This window comes from Flavobacterium sp. 25HG05S-40, from assembly GCF_052654735.1.
The window spans coordinates 1,527,827-1,544,532 of the sequence record NZ_CP199750.1; the positions used below are offsets into that span (position 1 = coordinate 1,527,827).

Sequence of the window (16,706 nt, forward strand, 5' to 3'; positions counted from 1 at the left end):
TTACAATGCGCATACATCATAAAACGATAACATTTGTTTACATTTTCAGCAATGGCTTTGCTTGCAATGCTTGGATCAACGTAAAAGCTGCAAGTCCAAAATATAATACTCCTAGGAGTAAAGTAAGTTTTGTGTTTTTTAGCAAATAATACGAAACAAGAGGAATGACTTGTAGGGCGTGCATTCCTATAAAATGGGCGATTCGCAAATCGCCATAAGTAAAACTCCAGTTTAATAGTGCCCAACCTTTGCTTCCGTCGTCGCTTCCGATAGTATGCGCCATTTTAGAACCCATTATAAAACCTTCAAATGAAAAAATCACGAAAATTATCAACCCTAATCGAATGCTCCACAAGTAATAATTGGGCAATTCAGAAACAGTTGTGCCAAAAAACAAAACAGCAATATACACTGTTGCCAAAGTTGCAATTGTTGCCATTATTGCCATCATTGAAAACAAAAAAGATTTTGTTGGGGTGGAAACATTGTAATGTGAAAGTTCACCTTTTGAAGCTTGTACTGCAATGTAGAAAATTTCAAAACCCAATGTAATGATGATAATCCAATTAAAAATGGTTGGGTTAAAAGTTGGTAAATAGCCCAAAAACCAAGCCATTGTCCACGAATATAAAAAGGTAGATAATGCAAATTTGAATGGTTTTATGTAAGCATTAATTCCAAGAACTTCGGTTGAGGTTGTTCTTGAAAGCAAAAAAAATAGCACGGTAACGGCGAGACAAATCAATCCGAAATAGAATAAAGTTTCGTTTCTGTCTTTTAAGGTTTGAATAAAGTACATCATTTGAATTAAGAATTGAAATCAAATTTAGAAAAGATAGTTTTTCAAAACGATAACAAATGTTTATGTTTTTTTTAATCGACTTAAATGTATTGATGTAATTCCTAAATAGGAAGCAATCATATGTTGTGGAACACGATTGTGAATGTTTGGAAACACCTCTGAAATATTATCGTAACGTTGTTTTGGTGTTCTAAAATAGTTGTTTTTTATGCGATTATCTTGGTAAATAAAATAATATTCAGCAATTAATCTACCCATTTTTTGACCTTCTTTCAAATTGGCGTAACCCCAATCAATAGTAGATTTTGGCATAATTACGACTTCGGTTTCTTCTAGTGCTTCTAATGTATAAATGGACTTTGTTTCTTGAATAAAACTGGAGTAATCGGCAATAAATTGATTTTCTAATGCAAAATGAATAGAATGTTCAGTGCCACTATTGTCAAGAATTTTAACTCTTATTATTCCTTTGTTAATAAAAAATATTTCAGTTGCAATTTCGTTTGGTTTACTTAAAACCTCTTTTTTCTTAAAAGTTTTCGTTTTACAGTCACGCAAGAAATTTTCCATTTCATTTTCGGAAATGGTTATGAGTTGTTTTATGGCTTCTTGTAATTGTTCCATTAGTCCGAATTAGAGTGCAACAACGCGCTGAATAGTGTTAAGTATCGTTACCCTTAAAAACTAAAGATAGCTTAACGCGAAATTACAATTTTTCGAATAGTACTGTTATTTTCAGAATGGAATTGTAGAAAATAGATACCGTTCGCCATCGCATCTAGTGCGATGGTATTGGCAAAGAATGGAAGCGCTCCCAAGTCTTTTCCGGAGATATCAAAGAGGGTAATTTTGGTGATTTCAACATCGGATGCAAACGTTAAGCTGCCTTGAGTAACCGGATTGGGATATATTGAAAGAGTAAGCGTATTGACCTCGGCTACTGCCAATAAATTTTGCGTGTCTTTAAGATTAATGATACCGTCCTGATCATCGTCATCATCCATTAAATTGGTATTCCGATTGGTATCTTCATCCACATTTAGAATGCCGTCTCCATCCATATCCAAATTATAAGAAACAGGAACTAGTTTCAAAACAGAACTCTCATAAACTGGCCAATAACAAGGTGGTTGCGGGTCAAAAGTTGGTCCTGATCCCGAATAAACATGAGCAATTACGTAATAGGCTTCTAAATCGCTGGTATTGGTGTACTGTAAAGGTAAAACGGTTCCAGTTGTATCCTGAAAAATAAAATCATATCCGGACGAACTCACTCCGTAGATAATTTCCTGCTTAGGCCTGTCTACATTAGCGATATAATAGGCTATATCAAAGGTTGCATAGCCATCATTATCAATATCTAAGGCATATACATCGTTTAATCCGGGAGGAGGAGGAACACCACCACCACATTGAGCCGTAGCAAAGTTTATATATAGTAAGGAGCACGCAAGGAGTAGTTTTGTTTTCATAATTACGACTTTATGGCTACCATCGATATTTCGACATTCACGCCTTTTGGCAATCCGGCTACTTGAACCGTTTCTCTTGCCGGAGCAGTCTTTTCATCAAAATACTTCGAATAAACCGCATTGATTCGGGCAAAATCGCCCATATTCATGATAAAGATAGTTGTTTTTACCACATCATCAAAACTCATGTCGGCTGCTTCCAAAACCGCTTTCATATTTTCCATTACTTGTTGGGTCTCGGTTTCAATATCGTCCAAAACCAATTCCATCGTCGAAGGATGCAATGCAATTTGCCCCGAAGTATATAAAGTATTTCCCATTAAAACCGCTTGACTGTATGGTCCAATCGGCGCCGGAGCGTTATCGGTATAAATTATTTTTTTCATAAAACTAATTTTTAAATCTAAAATCCCAACTCACAACTCACAATTCACAATTTACAATTCACAATTTACAATTCACAATTCACAATTTACAATTCACAAATCCCTATCGTATCGCTCTATCCGGCTGATTTCGTCTGTCGTATTTGATATCACTCAATACGCCCGCTTTTATTCCGATAAAGAAACCCCAATAGGCATTGTCTCCGAAGGGCACCCAGTTAAAGTCCATACGCCAACTCAACAAATCTCTTTCGAATCGGAATTGGGTAAAGGTAACGCCTTTACTGACAAAATCATAGCCGGTTGAAACTCCGATTTTCCATTTGGGCGTCAAGTCGGTATTCATCGAAACCATCAACGAATTTCCGGTAACTTTTTGTTCTCTATTGTTATTAGAATAGGTGAGGGAATAGGCGAGGTTCATGTCCCAAGGGAGTTTGTATTTGAAAAACTCCGAGATAATATTTTCAGTGCCATCGTCGGCATCAAACTGACTGTCCCTTCTATCACTCAAGTCGGTATTGGTCCCAAATAAATCATCTTCACGACCACCATTGCGTTCTCCCTGCTTGTTTTTCTTTTCTTTGCCTTCACCATCTTTACTGGAAAACGAATAGTTCAAGGTCATGTTGGCGCTTGTCATTCGGAATAAACTACCGCCATTGTCTATATTCCAAGTATTGATTCTTTGTCCCGAATTGTTGATGGCATAAGGATCTAACGTTGCTGCAAAATTGACATTCATTTTTTGCTTGAACAATTGCGTTCCGCCACTGAAACGAACAGGCGACCATTTTAAGGAATCCGCAGTAATGTCGTAGTTGGTAGAAAAATTCAAATTGTTCAACAGCATGATTTTTTTGGGTTCTGTTTTAGTCGAATCCTTATCGGTTACTTTGGCTTCGAAAGTGTTGCTCAGGTTAAAACCGATGCTATTCGACATGTTTTTTCCGGGAGCGCCAAAAATTCCACCATCAAAACGCGTATACTCTTTAATCATGGTACCACTACCATCAGAATCATACGTATCATAATACTTATCGAAGCTTGGTGTATAGCTATAAGAAATATTCGGACGCATCACATGGCGGATGGCTTGTATTCGTTTCTTTTCACCAAAGTTAAAGGTTCCGTAAATCGTAGTTCCTAATCCGGCAGAAAACGAATAGGTTCTAAAGGCATCAAAACCCGAAATAGCTCTGTCAATCACTTTATTCTGTGTAGCATCAAATTCCTTACGGATGGTTTTTAAATACCATACTTCGTTATAATTCAATGAGGTAGTAGCACTAAAGTACTTGAAAACTTTAAAGTTAGTACTTAACGGAATGCTATGTTGCACACCGACCTTAGCATCGCTAAACATTTGCGGTTTGAAGAAAAGAGAATCTTTAGTGGTTATTCTGTTTTCACCTTTGACATTGTACTGAAGGTTGATGTTTTTGAAAAATCCTTTTTTTATACCATCTTTCGGAGCAAAAGGGAATATTCGGTCCACACTTAATTGCAGTGTAGGCAAAGTCATATTGATTTCTTCGGTATTGGTATTTTGTGAATGGGTTGCTGCCAAGGTTAAATTGACTTGAGGCACCGAATTAAACGTTTTAGAGTACGAAATAGAAGAACTTAACGAATTGTTTAATCGGGACCCGACATTCACTTGATTGATGGAATTCACATAGTACTTGCTACTTCCCAGATTGACCGAGGCTGAAAAACGGGAGTTCGGATTGGACTTAGCGTCTTTAGTATGCGTCCACTGAATATTATAGATATTGGTTCGAGAATAATCAGGATACCCACGTTCGCTGTTGATTAGGTTTTCAAAACGGACATTAAAATTCCCTTGAAACTTGTATTTTTTGGCATACGAAGACTCAAATCGAATACCATAACTTCCATTCGTATAGTAATCGCCCAGTACGGCCAGATCATAATTATCACTTAGCGCGAAATAATAACCACCATTTTGCAATGAAAAACCTCGATTATTACTATCGTTGTAGGACGGAATAATCAAACCCGAACGACTTTTTTCGCTCATTGGGAAAAAGGCAAAAGGAAGGGCGATAGGCGTAGGGACATCAGCAATGACCATGTTTGTAATCCCCACAACCACTTTTTTACCGGGAACAAACTTTACTTTGTTGGTTTGAAAATAATATTCGGGATTGTCGATGTCTTTTGCGGTGGTAAATCGGGCACCTTTCATAAAGTACACCGAATCGTTTTCTCTTTTAGTCTTTGCAGCTATTACATTAAATTCACCTTGATTAGTCCTTGAATTCCAGACCAATGCCTTTTTTGTTTTAAAGTTAAACCGAATCGAATCAGGTTCTACCACATTGCTCCCCTGTTTAAAAACAGGTCTTTGGGTCAGTACTCCGGCCGAATCTTTTATTCTTCCAGCATAAACCTCACTTTTTTCATAATCAATAACAATGATACCCGATTTTAGTTCAATATCCTGATAATAAACTTCGGCTTTATTGTAAAGTGTAATTAGTTTTTTCTTTTGGTCGAATTTTTCATAATCGACAGCCTTTCTTTTAATTTTACTTTCTATTATTCCTTTTTTTGGTTTTAGACTGTCTTTTCGGGTCGAGTCGATAACCTTAGTGAGGTCAGTTACCACTGTTTTAGAGCTATCTACCTGATTTTTAGGCGCGAAATTTTTATCTTTTGGTGGGATCTCTTGCGAGTACGTTTTGGTGTTTCCTAATGTTAGGAAAATTGTTAAAAAAACGATATAAAATAAGTTTCTTTGCAAAGGTTTAGTACTATTTTTGTAGAAGTGTGGCTTGGTTTTTGACGTGGCAAACTTAAACAATATTTTCGGTCAAAAATAACGAAATATTGGTTTTATAACCTTTCGCATTTAATTAAAATTAACTTTTGAGTCGATGAGATTTACAAAAAATATAAAATCCTGTTTTTTAATACTTTCTCTTTGCACTGTTTTGAATGTTTTCGGACAATCAGACACGAATAAGTTTATCTTAGTATTGGATGCTGGTCATGGAGGAAAAGATCCTGGGAATTCCTATCACGGTTTTGTGGAAAAAGAAATTGCATTAAAAACTACCTTAAAGGTTGGGAAGTTCCTAGAATCGGAAAAGGACTTTGAAATATCCTATACCCGAAAAACAGATGAATTCATAGAATTGGTCAATCGCCCTAAAGTAGCCAACAAAATTAATGCGCATTTGTTTGTATCCATTCATTGTAATTCGGTTGCCAATCAAGTGCCATCAGGCACAGAGACTTTTGTCATGGGACTTTCAAGAACCAACATGAACATGGAAGTGGCTAAAAACGAGAACTCGGTAATCTTATTAGAAGACAATTACAAGAAAACCTATAAAGGATTTGACCCTAGTAAACCAGAGATTCTAATTGGGCGTAAAATCATTCAAGAAGACAATTTATACAGTAGTATTAACTTGGCTACAACTATCCAGGATAACTTTACCAATAAATTAAACCGAAAAACACGTGGGGTAAAGCAACAACCACTTTGGGTGTTAGATGCTGCTACGATGCCTGGCGTCTTAATTGAGTTGGGATTCTTATCTAATAAAGAAGAAGGAGAATATTTAAATTCTGATGAAGGTCAGACTGAGATGGCACGACAGATAGCGAATTCGATTATCCATTACAAAAAAATGTATTTTAATGAGCCGCTAAATCAGGAGGATGTCAAAATTGTAGAAAAAAAGTACAAACCAGAACCTCAAGAGCACATCGACTCTACGATTACCAAAACCAACGAAGCTTTAAATTCGAGCAGTTCGATGGCTGACGAATCGGGTCAAGAGTTTTATAAAATTCAACTCTTTGCCAGTTCTAAAAAGAAAGACTTACATTCGGCTGACTTTAAAGGTTTGAATACGATATCGTTTACCTTTGAAAATAATTTATACCGTTACTATTACGGAAAATCATACGATGTAACTATAGCTAAACGATTGTATAATGAAGCCAAAAGCCACGGTTTTAAAGATGCCTTTATAGTGCAGTTTGCCAACGGGAAAGCATCAGCTTTAAAATAATTAAGAAATTTTGAAAATAACAAAACCTATGAAACGAGTAACTTTAATAGTTGCAGCTATTTTAGTATTTATTTCAAATACAGCCTATTCACAAAAGTTTAAAGTAACCCTAGATGCCGGTCATGGAGGTCATGATTATGGCGCAGTTTATAATGGACATATCGAAAAAAACATTGCGCTTGCCGTTACTTTAAAAGTCGGTAGAATTCTGGAGAGAAGTTCTGGAATCGAAGTGATTTACACTCGAAAGAATGATGTTTTCATTGATTTGATTGAGCGTGCTAACATTGCCAATAGGGCAGACGCCAGTATCTTTGTTTCCATTCACTGTAATGCTAATAAAAATACGGTAGCCGATGGAAGTGAAACCTATGTAATGGGTATGTCTAAAAATGCCTCGAATTTAGAAGCTGCCAAACGAGAGAATGAAGTCATTGCTTTAGAAAAAGATTATAAGCAAAAATACGAAGGCTATGACCCAAAATCGCCGGAAACCATGATTGGTATTACGATGATGGGCGAAGAATATCTCAATAACAGTATTGCTTTAGCTGGAAAAGTACAAGAGCAGTTTTTAGACGCCGGTAGAAAAAGTCGCGGCGTAAAACAAGCACCCTACATGGTCTTGCATAAAGCCTACATGCCTAGAATTTTAATAGAAATGGGCTTTATCTCGAATCCGACAGAAGGCGCACGTTTGGATTCGGAAGCAGGACAAAATCAAATGGCGGAAGCTATTGCCAATGCCATTATAGCTTACAAAAAAGAATATTTTGGGACCAATGATAACGATAGCGCTGTGAAGCCTTCACAAAAAGTTGCGCCTATCAAAACTGCTGATTCTTCTGCGAAAAAGCCTGTTATCAAAACACTGGAAATTAAAAAGCCAGAGGTTAAACCAGAAGTTAAGCCTGAAGTGGTTGGTACTGGAGTAGCTACTTTTAAAGTACAACTTTCGGCTAGCGGAACCAAATTAGACCCAATTCCAAGTAATTTCAAAGGATTAGCCAATATTTCTGTTTCGAGTGAAGGTTCTCTATATAAATACATGTATGGCGAAACATCAAGTTATGACGAAGCCAAAAGATTATTAGCGGAGGCCAAAGCCAAAGGATATACATCAGCATTTGTAATCGCCTTTAAAAATGGCAAAAAAGTTTCGGTGCAGGAAGCATTAAAACAATAATAATAAGGAGTTCTAAGAATTTATTTTAACTTTGCCAAAAACGATCTACCATTGAAAATCACTAGAGAAATCAAGACCGCAATATTAGTTATAGCCTCTATTTTATTATTTATTTGGGGCTATAGTTTCCTTAAGGGAAGAGACTTACTATCTAATTACAAAACATTTTATGTTCAGTACGATAATGTAGAAGGATTAATGAGCTCTGCACCGGTAACGATTAACGGACTAACGGTTGGTAAAGTGAGTGGTATCAAATTCTTAAACAATACCGGGAAAATTCAAGTGGAACTTCAAATAAAATCCGACTTTCCTTTTTCAAAATCAAGTGTAGCATCAATCTACGAACCTGGGTTAATTGGTGGTAAACAGATTATGATTGTGCCCAATTTTCAAGATACAACTGTTGCCGAATCAGGGATTACATTGTTAGGCGATGTAAAGCCGGGATTGACTTCTCTTGTGGCTGACCGATTAACACCATTGCAGGAAAAAGTCGAAAAAATGGTAGTTTCTGCCGATGATTTATTAAAAAATGTTAATTCTATTTTAGATGCTAAAACAAAAGCAGACTTAAAAAGTAGCCTCGCCAATCTTGATGCTACGTTGGCCGAATTTAAAGTGGCTTCAAAAAGCGTCAACGAAATGTTAGCGGATAATAAAGGTAAATTCAGTTCCACCATGACGAATGTCGATAAAGCGTCAGCCAACTTTGCTAAAATATCGGATTCCTTGTCGAAAGCGAATATCGGTAAGACGGTTAAAAGTCTAGAAAAAACATTGGCTAGCGTGGATAAAATCATGGCAGACGTTCAAGCCGGGAAAGGAACTTTGGGTAAATTGGCCAAAGACGAAGCCATGTATACTAATTTCTCTAAATCATCCAAGGAATTGGAATTACTACTGCAGGATTTTCGTCTAAATCCGACGCGATATGTGAACGTTTCCCTCTTCGGGAAAAAGAACAAACCCTATAAAGCGCCGGTAGCAACAGATACTATTACTAAAAAGTAAAGCCTACATGTTATGATGTATATTGACAACCTACTTTTTGCCATTATTCTTATTGCGGGAATTGGTTTTTTTGCTAAAAATGTAATCAAACTAAAACGCAACATCAATTTAGGCCAAGATGTGAATCGAACGGATAATCCTTCGGCGCGATGGAGAAATATGGCCATGATTGCCTTAGGACAATCCAAAATGGTTAAACGCCCTGTTGCCGGATTTTTGCACATTATTGTTTATGCCGGTTTTATCATTATCAATTTAGAAGTGCTGGAGATTATTATTGACGGACTTTTCGGAACGCACAGAATATTTTCCTTTCTAGGCGGATTCTATGGTTTTCTCATAGGTTCGTTTGAAGTATTGGCAGTATTGGTTTTGATTTCGGTTATCATTTTTTGGATCAGAAGAAACGTAATCAAACTGAAACGCTTTGCTAGCTCTGATTTAAAAGGTGCTCCAAAGAAAGATGCGGATATCATTTTGTATTTCGAAGTTGTTTTAATGTCCTTGTTTTTGATAATGAATGCTACTGATTTGCAATTTCAGGCTATGAATTCCGGTAACATCATTTCTCAATATTTAAACCCTTTGTTCGCTTCTTTAGATATTGTTCAGGTGGAAATGATCGAAAGAGCCGCTTGGTGGTTCCACATTATAGGTATTCTGATTTTCCTGAACTACTTATACTATTCTAAACATTTACATATTCTTTTAGCGTTCCCAAACACCTATTTTGCCGACTTGAATCCGAAAGGACAATTTGACAATTTGGAAAGTGTAACCAAAGAAGTAAAATTAATGATGGATCCTAATGCTGATCCGTTTGCTGCGCCACCTGCAGATGCCAATGCGGTTCCGCAAAAATTTGGAGCTTCGGATGTACAAGATTTAAATTGGGTGCAATTGCTAAACGCCTATACCTGTACCGAATGTGGTCGATGTACTTCGGCTTGCCCGGCAAATCAAACTGGAAAAAAACTTTCGCCACGTAAAATCATGATGGACACGCGTGACCGAATGGAAGAAGTAGGAAGAAATATCGATACTAATAAAGGAATTTTTATCCCAGATAATAAATCGTTATTGAACGATTATATCACAACCGAAGAGCTTTGGGCTTGTACTTCTTGTAACGCTTGTGTAGAAGAATGTCCGGTGAATATTAGTCCGCTATCCATCATCATGGATATGAGAAGGTATTTGGTTATGGAACAAAGTGCAGCACCGCAATCTTTAAACGCGATGATGACCAATATAGAGAACAACGGGGCACCATGGCAGTACAACCAACAAGATCGATTAAACTGGAAAAACGAATAATATAAATAAATACAAATTACCATAAATGTGAGGCTTGGGAATTTGTCTAATGAATGTGAAATAATAAAAATTAAAACATGAAAGCGGAAGACATTGAAAAAAACCTGCAAACGATTACCGAAAACGGACAACATTTAAGTCCGATTTTACCGGAAGGCATTAAAAATTATTTAATAGACATCGACGGAACTATTTGTGATGATATTCCAAATGAAGAACCAGAGCGTATGTTGACAGCCGAATTGTATCCGGATGCTTTGGTAACCTTAAACAAATGGTACGATGAAGGTCACATTATATTTTTCTTTACGTCAAGAACAGAAGCGCATAGAGAATATACGGAGATTTGGTTGAAAAAACACGGATTTAAGTATCACGGAATCGTATTCGGGAAACCTCGTGGCGGTAATTACCATTGGATAGACAATCACTTAGTGAAAGCGACTCGCTACCGAGGAAAATTCACGGATTTAGTAGATAAAGAAGTAACCATTCAGGTGTTCGATGACGAACATCATGAGTAATATACAACATTAGATTTTAGATATTAAATTTTAAATATTTAATATCTGATATCATAAATTTAAAATTTATATGTCAGAAGTGTTAAACGTGCCAACAATGGCAGAAATGATGGCTCAAGGCAAGCAACCGGAAGTTTTATTTTGGGTGGGTTGTGCCGGTAGTTTTGATGATAGGGCAAAGAAAATCACCAAAGCCTTTGTACGTATTCTTAACAAAGCAAATGTTGAATTTGCAGTCTTAGGTACGGAAGAGAGTTGTACCGGTGATCCTGCAAAACGTGCCGGAAACGAGTTTTTGTTTCAGATGCAAGCCATGATGAACATCGAGGTTTTAAATGCTTATGAAGCTAAAAAGATTGTCACTGCTTGTCCACATTGCTTTAACACGCTTAAAAACGAATATCCGGAATTAGGCGGAAAATATGAAGTCGTACATCATACAGAATTCCTTAAATCCTTATTGGATGCGGGTCGATTAACCATTGAAGGCGGACAGTTTAAGGGAAAACGTATTACATTTCACGACCCATGCTACTTGGGAAGAGCCAACAATATCTATGAAGCACCAAGAGATTTGATTCAGAAATTGGATGCCGAATTGGTTGAAATGAAGCGTTCCCGAGCCAATGGCTTGTGCTGTGGTGCTGGTGGAGCTCAAATGTTTAAAGATGCAGAACCAGGTACTAAAGAAGTCAACATTGAAAGAACAGAAGATGCTTTAGAAACTCAGCCGGAAATCATTGCAGCGGGTTGTCCATTCTGTAACACGATGATGACTGATGGAGTCAAAGCCAAAGAAAAAGAAAGCGACGTCAAAGTAATGGATATTGCCGAATTGATTGCGAATGCTCAAGATTTATAGACCTTCAAAGAATATGAATAAACTAGTTTTATGCTTATTTTTTTTGTCAGTTTCCTTACATGCTCAACAATCTGAAGATAAGAACATAGATACGCTATTTGTCAATAAGAAGCTGCAGTTTAATCATAAACAACTAATTATTCCAACAGTTTTTATTGGCTATGGATTAATTAGTTTGGAAAGTGGTCAGCTTAAAAGTTTTAATTCAGATTTAAGTCAGGAAGTTTCTGAGCATATTGATGAAAAGCTCTCTATTGATGATTTTTCCCAATACGTACCAATGGCATCCCTTTACGGATTGTCTGCTTTAGGTGTTAAGGGGAAAAACAATATGAAAGATAAAACCATTATTTTAGCTACTTCCTATTTGTTGATGGGTTTAACGGTTAATGCTTTTAAACAAACAGCATCTGTAAAAAGACCGGACGAAACGAGTTTAAATTCGTTTCCTTCAGGTCACACAGCAACCGCTTTTATGGGTGCTGAAATACTGTATCAGGAATATAAGGAAGCATCAGTATGGTATGGAATTGCGGGCTATATCATAGCAGCTGGAACTGGTACTTTCCGAATGTATAATAACCGCCATTGGCTTTCTGATGTTGTAGCTGGTGCTGGAATAGGTATTATAAGTGCAAAAGCAGGATATTGGTTGTATCCTATAACCAGTAAATGGTTTACCAAAAAGAAGTCAACAACAAATACTAAAACCGCTTTCGTTCCGTTTTATGATGGTAAGAACACAGGTTTTGGCTTGATAAAAATATTTTAAATAGATTATGTATATACCATTTGAAAATTTACCCGAAGAGTCTAAAGTTTGGATTTACCAATCCAATCGAAAATTCTCGGATGAAGAAATGACCGAGATTGAAACCGACCTTAAACAGTTTATAGAAAATTGGTCTGCTCATGGAACGGGTTTAGAAGCTTCGTATCTATTAAAATACAATCGCTTTATTGTTCTGGCTGTCAATCAGCAAGTACAACAGGCTACAGGTTGTTCCATCGATTCTTCAGTAGCTTTTATTCAAAATTTAGAACATAAATACGCTGTAGATTTATTGGATAAAATGAATGTAACCTTTAAAAACGGTGAACACGTTGCCCACAAATCACTCATCGATTTCAAGCGTATGGCTAAAGAAAAAGCCGTTACCGAAAACACTATCGTTTTTAATAATCTGGTAAATACAATCGAAGAATTTAACGAAAATTGGGAAGTTCCCGCTGGTGAAAGTTGGCATAGTCGTTTCTTTTAAGGTCTAAATTTTATGAAAAGATTTTGTTGCAACATAGGGTTGTTTACTGCCATGCTGCTTTTGTTTTCGAATTGTTCGTCTACAAAAGTTAGTAAAAGTATTCCTGTTGAAGCACCAAAAGTGGAAGCAATACCAGTCGATGAAATAGCTTATATTCCACATACCAAAAAGAATTTTTTCCCAGAAACAGAGGCTGAAACTCGTTGGGTGGATAGTATCTATAATCAAATGTCTTTTGACGAAAAAGTAGGGCAGCTGTTTATGGTTGCTGCTTATTCGAATAAAGATGCTGCTCATACAACTGACATTGAAAAATTAATTACCGAAAACAAAATTGGCGGATTAATTTTCTTTCAGGGCGGACCAATGCGTCAAGCTCGATTGACTAATAAATACCAATCACTTGCCAAAGTGCCTTTGTTTATCGGAATTGATGCCGAATGGGGCTTGAGTATGCGCATCGATTCGACATTTCGCTATCCTTTTAATATGACATTGGGAGCGATCAAGGATTTAAAATTGGTAGAAAAAGTTGGGACAGCCATGGCTAAGGAAAGCAAAAGAATGGGAATTCATTTTAATTTTGCTCCCGTTTTAGACATCAATACCAATCCCAAAAATCCAATCATTGGGTATCGTTCTTTTGGTGAAAATAAAGTCAATGTCACGGAACACGCCGCTGCGTTGATGAATGGTGTGCAAAGCCATGGTGTTTTCTCAACTGGCAAGCACTTTCCCGGTCACGGAGATACAGCAACCGATTCCCACAGTACACTTCCGGTGGTCAATGCCTCGTTGGAACATTTGGAAAAAGTCGAATTGTACCCTTATAAGAGAATGTTTGATGATGGTTTGGTATCAGTCATGGTAGCCCATTTGAATGTTCCAAGTCTTGAGCCTAGACCAGGTTATCCTACTTCGGTTTCTCCAGCAGTTGTTACGGATTTATTGAAAAAGGAATTGGGTTTTGACGGATTGATTTTTACCGATGCCTTGAATATGAAAGGGGCAAGCAATTTCAGAAAACCGGGCGATATCGATTTGGAAGCTTTTATGGCAGGAAATGATATTTTACTTTTTGCCGAAAATGTACCGCTGGCTTTTGAGAAGATCTGTGTTGCCTATCAAGACAGTATATTTTCTGAAACACGGTTGGCCGAATCTGTCAAGAAGATTCTACGCTATAAATTCAAAGCCGGATTACATTCTTATAAGCCTATCGAGCCTATTAATTTGTATAAAGACCTCAATCCCGATAGCAATACTGACTTACAATATCAGTTGTATGAGAATGCCGTAACTGTCGTTAAAAATGATGGTAGCATCTTGCCTATAAAAAATCTAGACCAAAAAATAGCGTATGTAAAATTAGGAGAGGACACCAACAGCACTTTCGTAAACACACTCAAAAAATACACTGAAATTACCGAGGTTTCGGAAACAAACATCGATACGTTGATGACCAAGTTGACCGACTTTGAAACGGTAATTATTGGCTACCACAAATCGGATAAATCGTGGTGGAAGTCGCCCGAACTTACGGTTCCTGAAATACAATTAATAGATTCGATAGCCAAAAGCAAAAAAGTCATTCTCGATTGTTTTGCCAAACCTTATTCTTTGTCTAGAATATTGAATTTTGACGAACTGGAAGGCGTAATAGTCTCGTATCAAAACGGCGATATCGCTCAGGAAGTTTCGGCAGAGTTGATTTTTGGTGCTGTTGATGCCAAGGGTTTGCTTCCGGTTTCTATCAACAGTACCTATAAAGCTGGAGACGGAATTACCACGCAAAAGCTCAATCGTTTAGGTTTTTCTACTCCGGAAAACGTAGGCATGAGTTCCGAAAAATTGAAGCAAATTGAAACGTATGCTCAAAAAACCATTGATGGTAAAATGGCGCCCGGAATGCAAGTGCTTGTGGCTCGAAAAGGAAAAGTCATTTATCAAAAATCTTTCGGAAAGCAAACCTATGAAGGCAATGTAAAAGTCAAGAATTCGGACCTATACGATGTAGCTTCATTAACTAAAATAGTAGCTACTTTGCCAAATGTGATGCAGGTTTATGACCAAAAGAAAGTTGGTTTAGAAACTGCTTTAGACGAAATGCTACCTATTTTTAAAGGTTCCAATAAACAGCATATTACCTTCAAAGAATTGTTATCGCATTATGGTAGAATGCAGGCCTGGATCCCTTTTTATAAGGCCACATTAGATTCGGCAAAAATTCCTTTAGATACCTACTACAAGAAAGTTTACACCGAAGGTTTTACAAAGCGTGTTTCTGATAGTTTGTACTTACGCGATGATTATCACGATACCATCATGAAACAGATTATCAAAAGTCCGCTTATTGATAAAAAAGAATACCGTTACAGCGATTTCACCTTTATCATCCTAAAACAGTATCTGGAGAAAGTTATGGGAAGACCTTTAGACGAGTTGGCTACCGATAATTTCTATAAAACCTTAGGAATGAATTCGACTACTTATAATCCCTTGACAAAGTTTGATAAGAGTAGAATAGTACCCACAGAAATCGATACCTATTTCCGACATGAAACGATCCAGGGTTACGTTCATGATATGGAAGCGGCCATGGAAGGCGGCGTTGGCGGACATGCCGGAATCTTCTCTAATGCCATTGATATTGCCAAAATGATGCAGATGTACCTTCAAAAAGGCAATTATGGTGACATCCAATATTTTTCTGAGGCGACTTTCAACGATTTCAATACAAGCTGGTTTTCAAGCGAAGGAAATCGACGCGGACTCGGATTTGATAAGCCACAATTAACAGCATCTGGACCAACCTGTGGTTGTGTTTCTATGTCGAGTTTTGGTCATACAGGTTTTACAGGCACCATTGCCTGGGCCGATCCTGAAGCCGAAATTGTATATGTTTTACTTTCCAATAGAACGTATCCCGATTCTAATTTACCCAACAAACTGTCGCAACAGAACATACGTGAAGACATTCAACGTGTGATTCAAGAAGCAATTATTGTAAAATAATATTGTGTTGTATCCCTAGCTTTTTTCTGTCAGGTTACATTCCTCATCCTTTTTTGTAGCCGATTTTATTTTTTCATTATCCTATTTACTTCAACCATCTCTTGCGTAGTTTGTCATTTTGATGGACTCCAATAGCTCTTTTATTATTATCTAGTGCGTCACAGTCTTTGTTGATGGCGAAGTGCTGAACGTCATTAATTTTCACGGATTAGCAGTAAATGATGTTTAGCAGACTTATCCTAAATCCTAAAATCTACTCCTTATTTATTTAAAAAATAAAAACATGGGATATCTGTAAACAATCGAATTAATCATGTAATACACTTTTCACCAGATTGAGCCAATTTTGTAGTACAATCAAAACAACATAATTATGAAACCAGTCAACGAAAAAGACGCTTTTAAAATTCCGAGTGATTGGGAGGTTAAAGCCAAGTTATTGCGAAGGAGATTTCCGCAGCTTACTTCATCAGACGTAACTATTGACCAAGACGATGGCCACAGTATGCTTAGAAGACTAGAAAAAAAACTAGATAAAACAAGATCAGAAGTAATCGAAATTATCAAAAACACATTACCAAATAAATTCATTAACAACTTAAAAATACAGTATCATGAGTAATCTACTTTACACAATTGCAGTAATCTTAGTCATTTTATGGGCTCTAGGATTTTTTGCTTACGGAATGGGAAATTTAATCCACATCTTATTGGTTATTGCCATCATTGCTATCCTTTTCAGAATTATTAAAGGAAGAGGGCCGATCTAAAATCGAAAACCAAGTACCCTAATTCGAAAAAATAAACACTTAAC

General features: G+C 36.9%; 16 protein-coding genes. 11 read left to right on the forward strand and 5 right to left on the reverse strand.

Annotation, left to right across the window (positions count from 1 at the left end):
* Positions 1-37: 37 nt before the first annotated feature.
* From ACULEU_RS06545 to ACULEU_RS06565, 5 genes are all read right to left on the reverse strand, one after another.
* Positions 38-802 carry a hypothetical protein gene (locus ACULEU_RS06545; protein ID WP_445454645.1) on the reverse strand — a complete coding sequence of 255 codons (765 nt, stop codon included), beginning with the start codon at positions 800-802 and terminating at the stop codon, positions 38-40.
* A gap of 60 nt (positions 803-862) precedes the next feature.
* The gene (locus tag ACULEU_RS06550) at positions 863-1,426 is read right to left on the reverse strand and encodes a Crp/Fnr family transcriptional regulator (RefSeq protein ID WP_445454646.1); all 564 of its coding nucleotides are present in this window, start codon (positions 1,424-1,426) and stop codon (positions 863-865) included.
* A 71-nt stretch (positions 1,427-1,497) separates the two neighbouring features.
* On the reverse strand, positions 1,498-2,274 hold the full coding sequence (locus ACULEU_RS06555; RefSeq protein WP_445454647.1) for a T9SS type A sorting domain-containing protein: 777 nt from the start codon (positions 2,272-2,274) through the stop codon (positions 1,498-1,500).
* Positions 2,275-2,276: 2 nt separating this feature from the next.
* Positions 2,277-2,660, reverse strand: coding sequence for a RidA family protein (locus tag ACULEU_RS06560; protein WP_445454648.1), 384 nt, complete (start codon positions 2,658-2,660; stop codon positions 2,277-2,279).
* Between the two features lie 103 nt (positions 2,661-2,763).
* Positions 2,764-5,430 (reverse strand): putative LPS assembly protein LptD, encoded by a 2,667-nt coding sequence (locus tag ACULEU_RS06565; protein ID WP_445454649.1) that lies wholly within the window; start codon positions 5,428-5,430, stop codon positions 2,764-2,766.
* Between the two features lie 133 nt (positions 5,431-5,563).
* Between ACULEU_RS06565 and ACULEU_RS06570 the strand changes: the two genes are divergently transcribed.
* The 11 genes from ACULEU_RS06570 to ACULEU_RS06620 all read left to right on the forward strand — a co-directional run bounded on the left by ACULEU_RS06570 (position 5,564) and on the right by ACULEU_RS06620 (position 16,662).
* Positions 5,564-6,712 (forward strand): N-acetylmuramoyl-L-alanine amidase family protein, encoded by a 1,149-nt coding sequence (locus tag ACULEU_RS06570; RefSeq protein ID WP_445454650.1) that lies wholly within the window; start codon positions 5,564-5,566, stop codon positions 6,710-6,712.
* A 28-nt stretch (positions 6,713-6,740) separates the two neighbouring features.
* Positions 6,741-7,898 (forward strand): N-acetylmuramoyl-L-alanine amidase family protein, encoded by a 1,158-nt coding sequence (locus ACULEU_RS06575; protein WP_445454651.1) that lies wholly within the window; start codon positions 6,741-6,743, stop codon positions 7,896-7,898.
* A 51-nt stretch (positions 7,899-7,949) separates the two neighbouring features.
* The gene (locus ACULEU_RS06580) at positions 7,950-8,912 is read left to right on the forward strand and encodes an MlaD family protein (RefSeq protein WP_445454652.1); all 963 of its coding nucleotides are present in this window, start codon (positions 7,950-7,952) and stop codon (positions 8,910-8,912) included.
* Between the two features lie 12 nt (positions 8,913-8,924).
* Complete coding sequence (locus tag ACULEU_RS06585; protein WP_445454653.1) at positions 8,925-10,229, forward strand: 4Fe-4S dicluster domain-containing protein; 1,305 nt, start codon at positions 8,925-8,927, stop codon at positions 10,227-10,229.
* Positions 10,230-10,306: 77 nt separating this feature from the next.
* Complete coding sequence (locus ACULEU_RS06590) at positions 10,307-10,753, forward strand: LNS2 domain-containing protein (protein WP_445454654.1); 447 nt, start codon at positions 10,307-10,309, stop codon at positions 10,751-10,753.
* Positions 10,754-10,823: 70 nt separating this feature from the next.
* Complete coding sequence (locus tag ACULEU_RS06595; protein ID WP_445454655.1) at positions 10,824-11,615, forward strand: (Fe-S)-binding protein; 792 nt, start codon at positions 10,824-10,826, stop codon at positions 11,613-11,615.
* Positions 11,616-11,628: 13 nt separating this feature from the next.
* A complete protein-coding gene (locus tag ACULEU_RS06600; RefSeq protein ID WP_445454656.1) occupies positions 11,629-12,387 on the forward strand; it encodes a phosphatase PAP2 family protein in 759 nt (252 codons plus the stop codon).
* 7 nt (positions 12,388-12,394) lie between these two features.
* Positions 12,395-12,877: an ABC transporter ATPase gene (locus ACULEU_RS06605; protein WP_445454657.1), complete on the forward strand. Its 483-nt coding sequence runs from the start codon at positions 12,395-12,397 to the stop codon at positions 12,875-12,877.
* A 12-nt stretch (positions 12,878-12,889) separates the two neighbouring features.
* On the forward strand, positions 12,890-15,892 hold the full coding sequence (locus ACULEU_RS06610; protein WP_445454658.1) for a glycoside hydrolase family 3 N-terminal domain-containing protein: 3,003 nt from the start codon (positions 12,890-12,892) through the stop codon (positions 15,890-15,892).
* Positions 15,893-16,265: 373 nt separating this feature from the next.
* Positions 16,266-16,514, forward strand: a complete 249-nt coding sequence (locus ACULEU_RS06615; RefSeq protein ID WP_445454659.1) for a hypothetical protein — start codon at positions 16,266-16,268, stop codon at positions 16,512-16,514.
* Positions 16,507-16,662, forward strand: coding sequence for a lmo0937 family membrane protein (locus ACULEU_RS06620; RefSeq protein WP_445454660.1), 156 nt, complete (start codon positions 16,507-16,509; stop codon positions 16,660-16,662). Before ACULEU_RS06615 ends, ACULEU_RS06620 begins: the two co-directional genes overlap by 8 nt.
* Positions 16,663-16,706 lie beyond the last annotated feature (44 nt).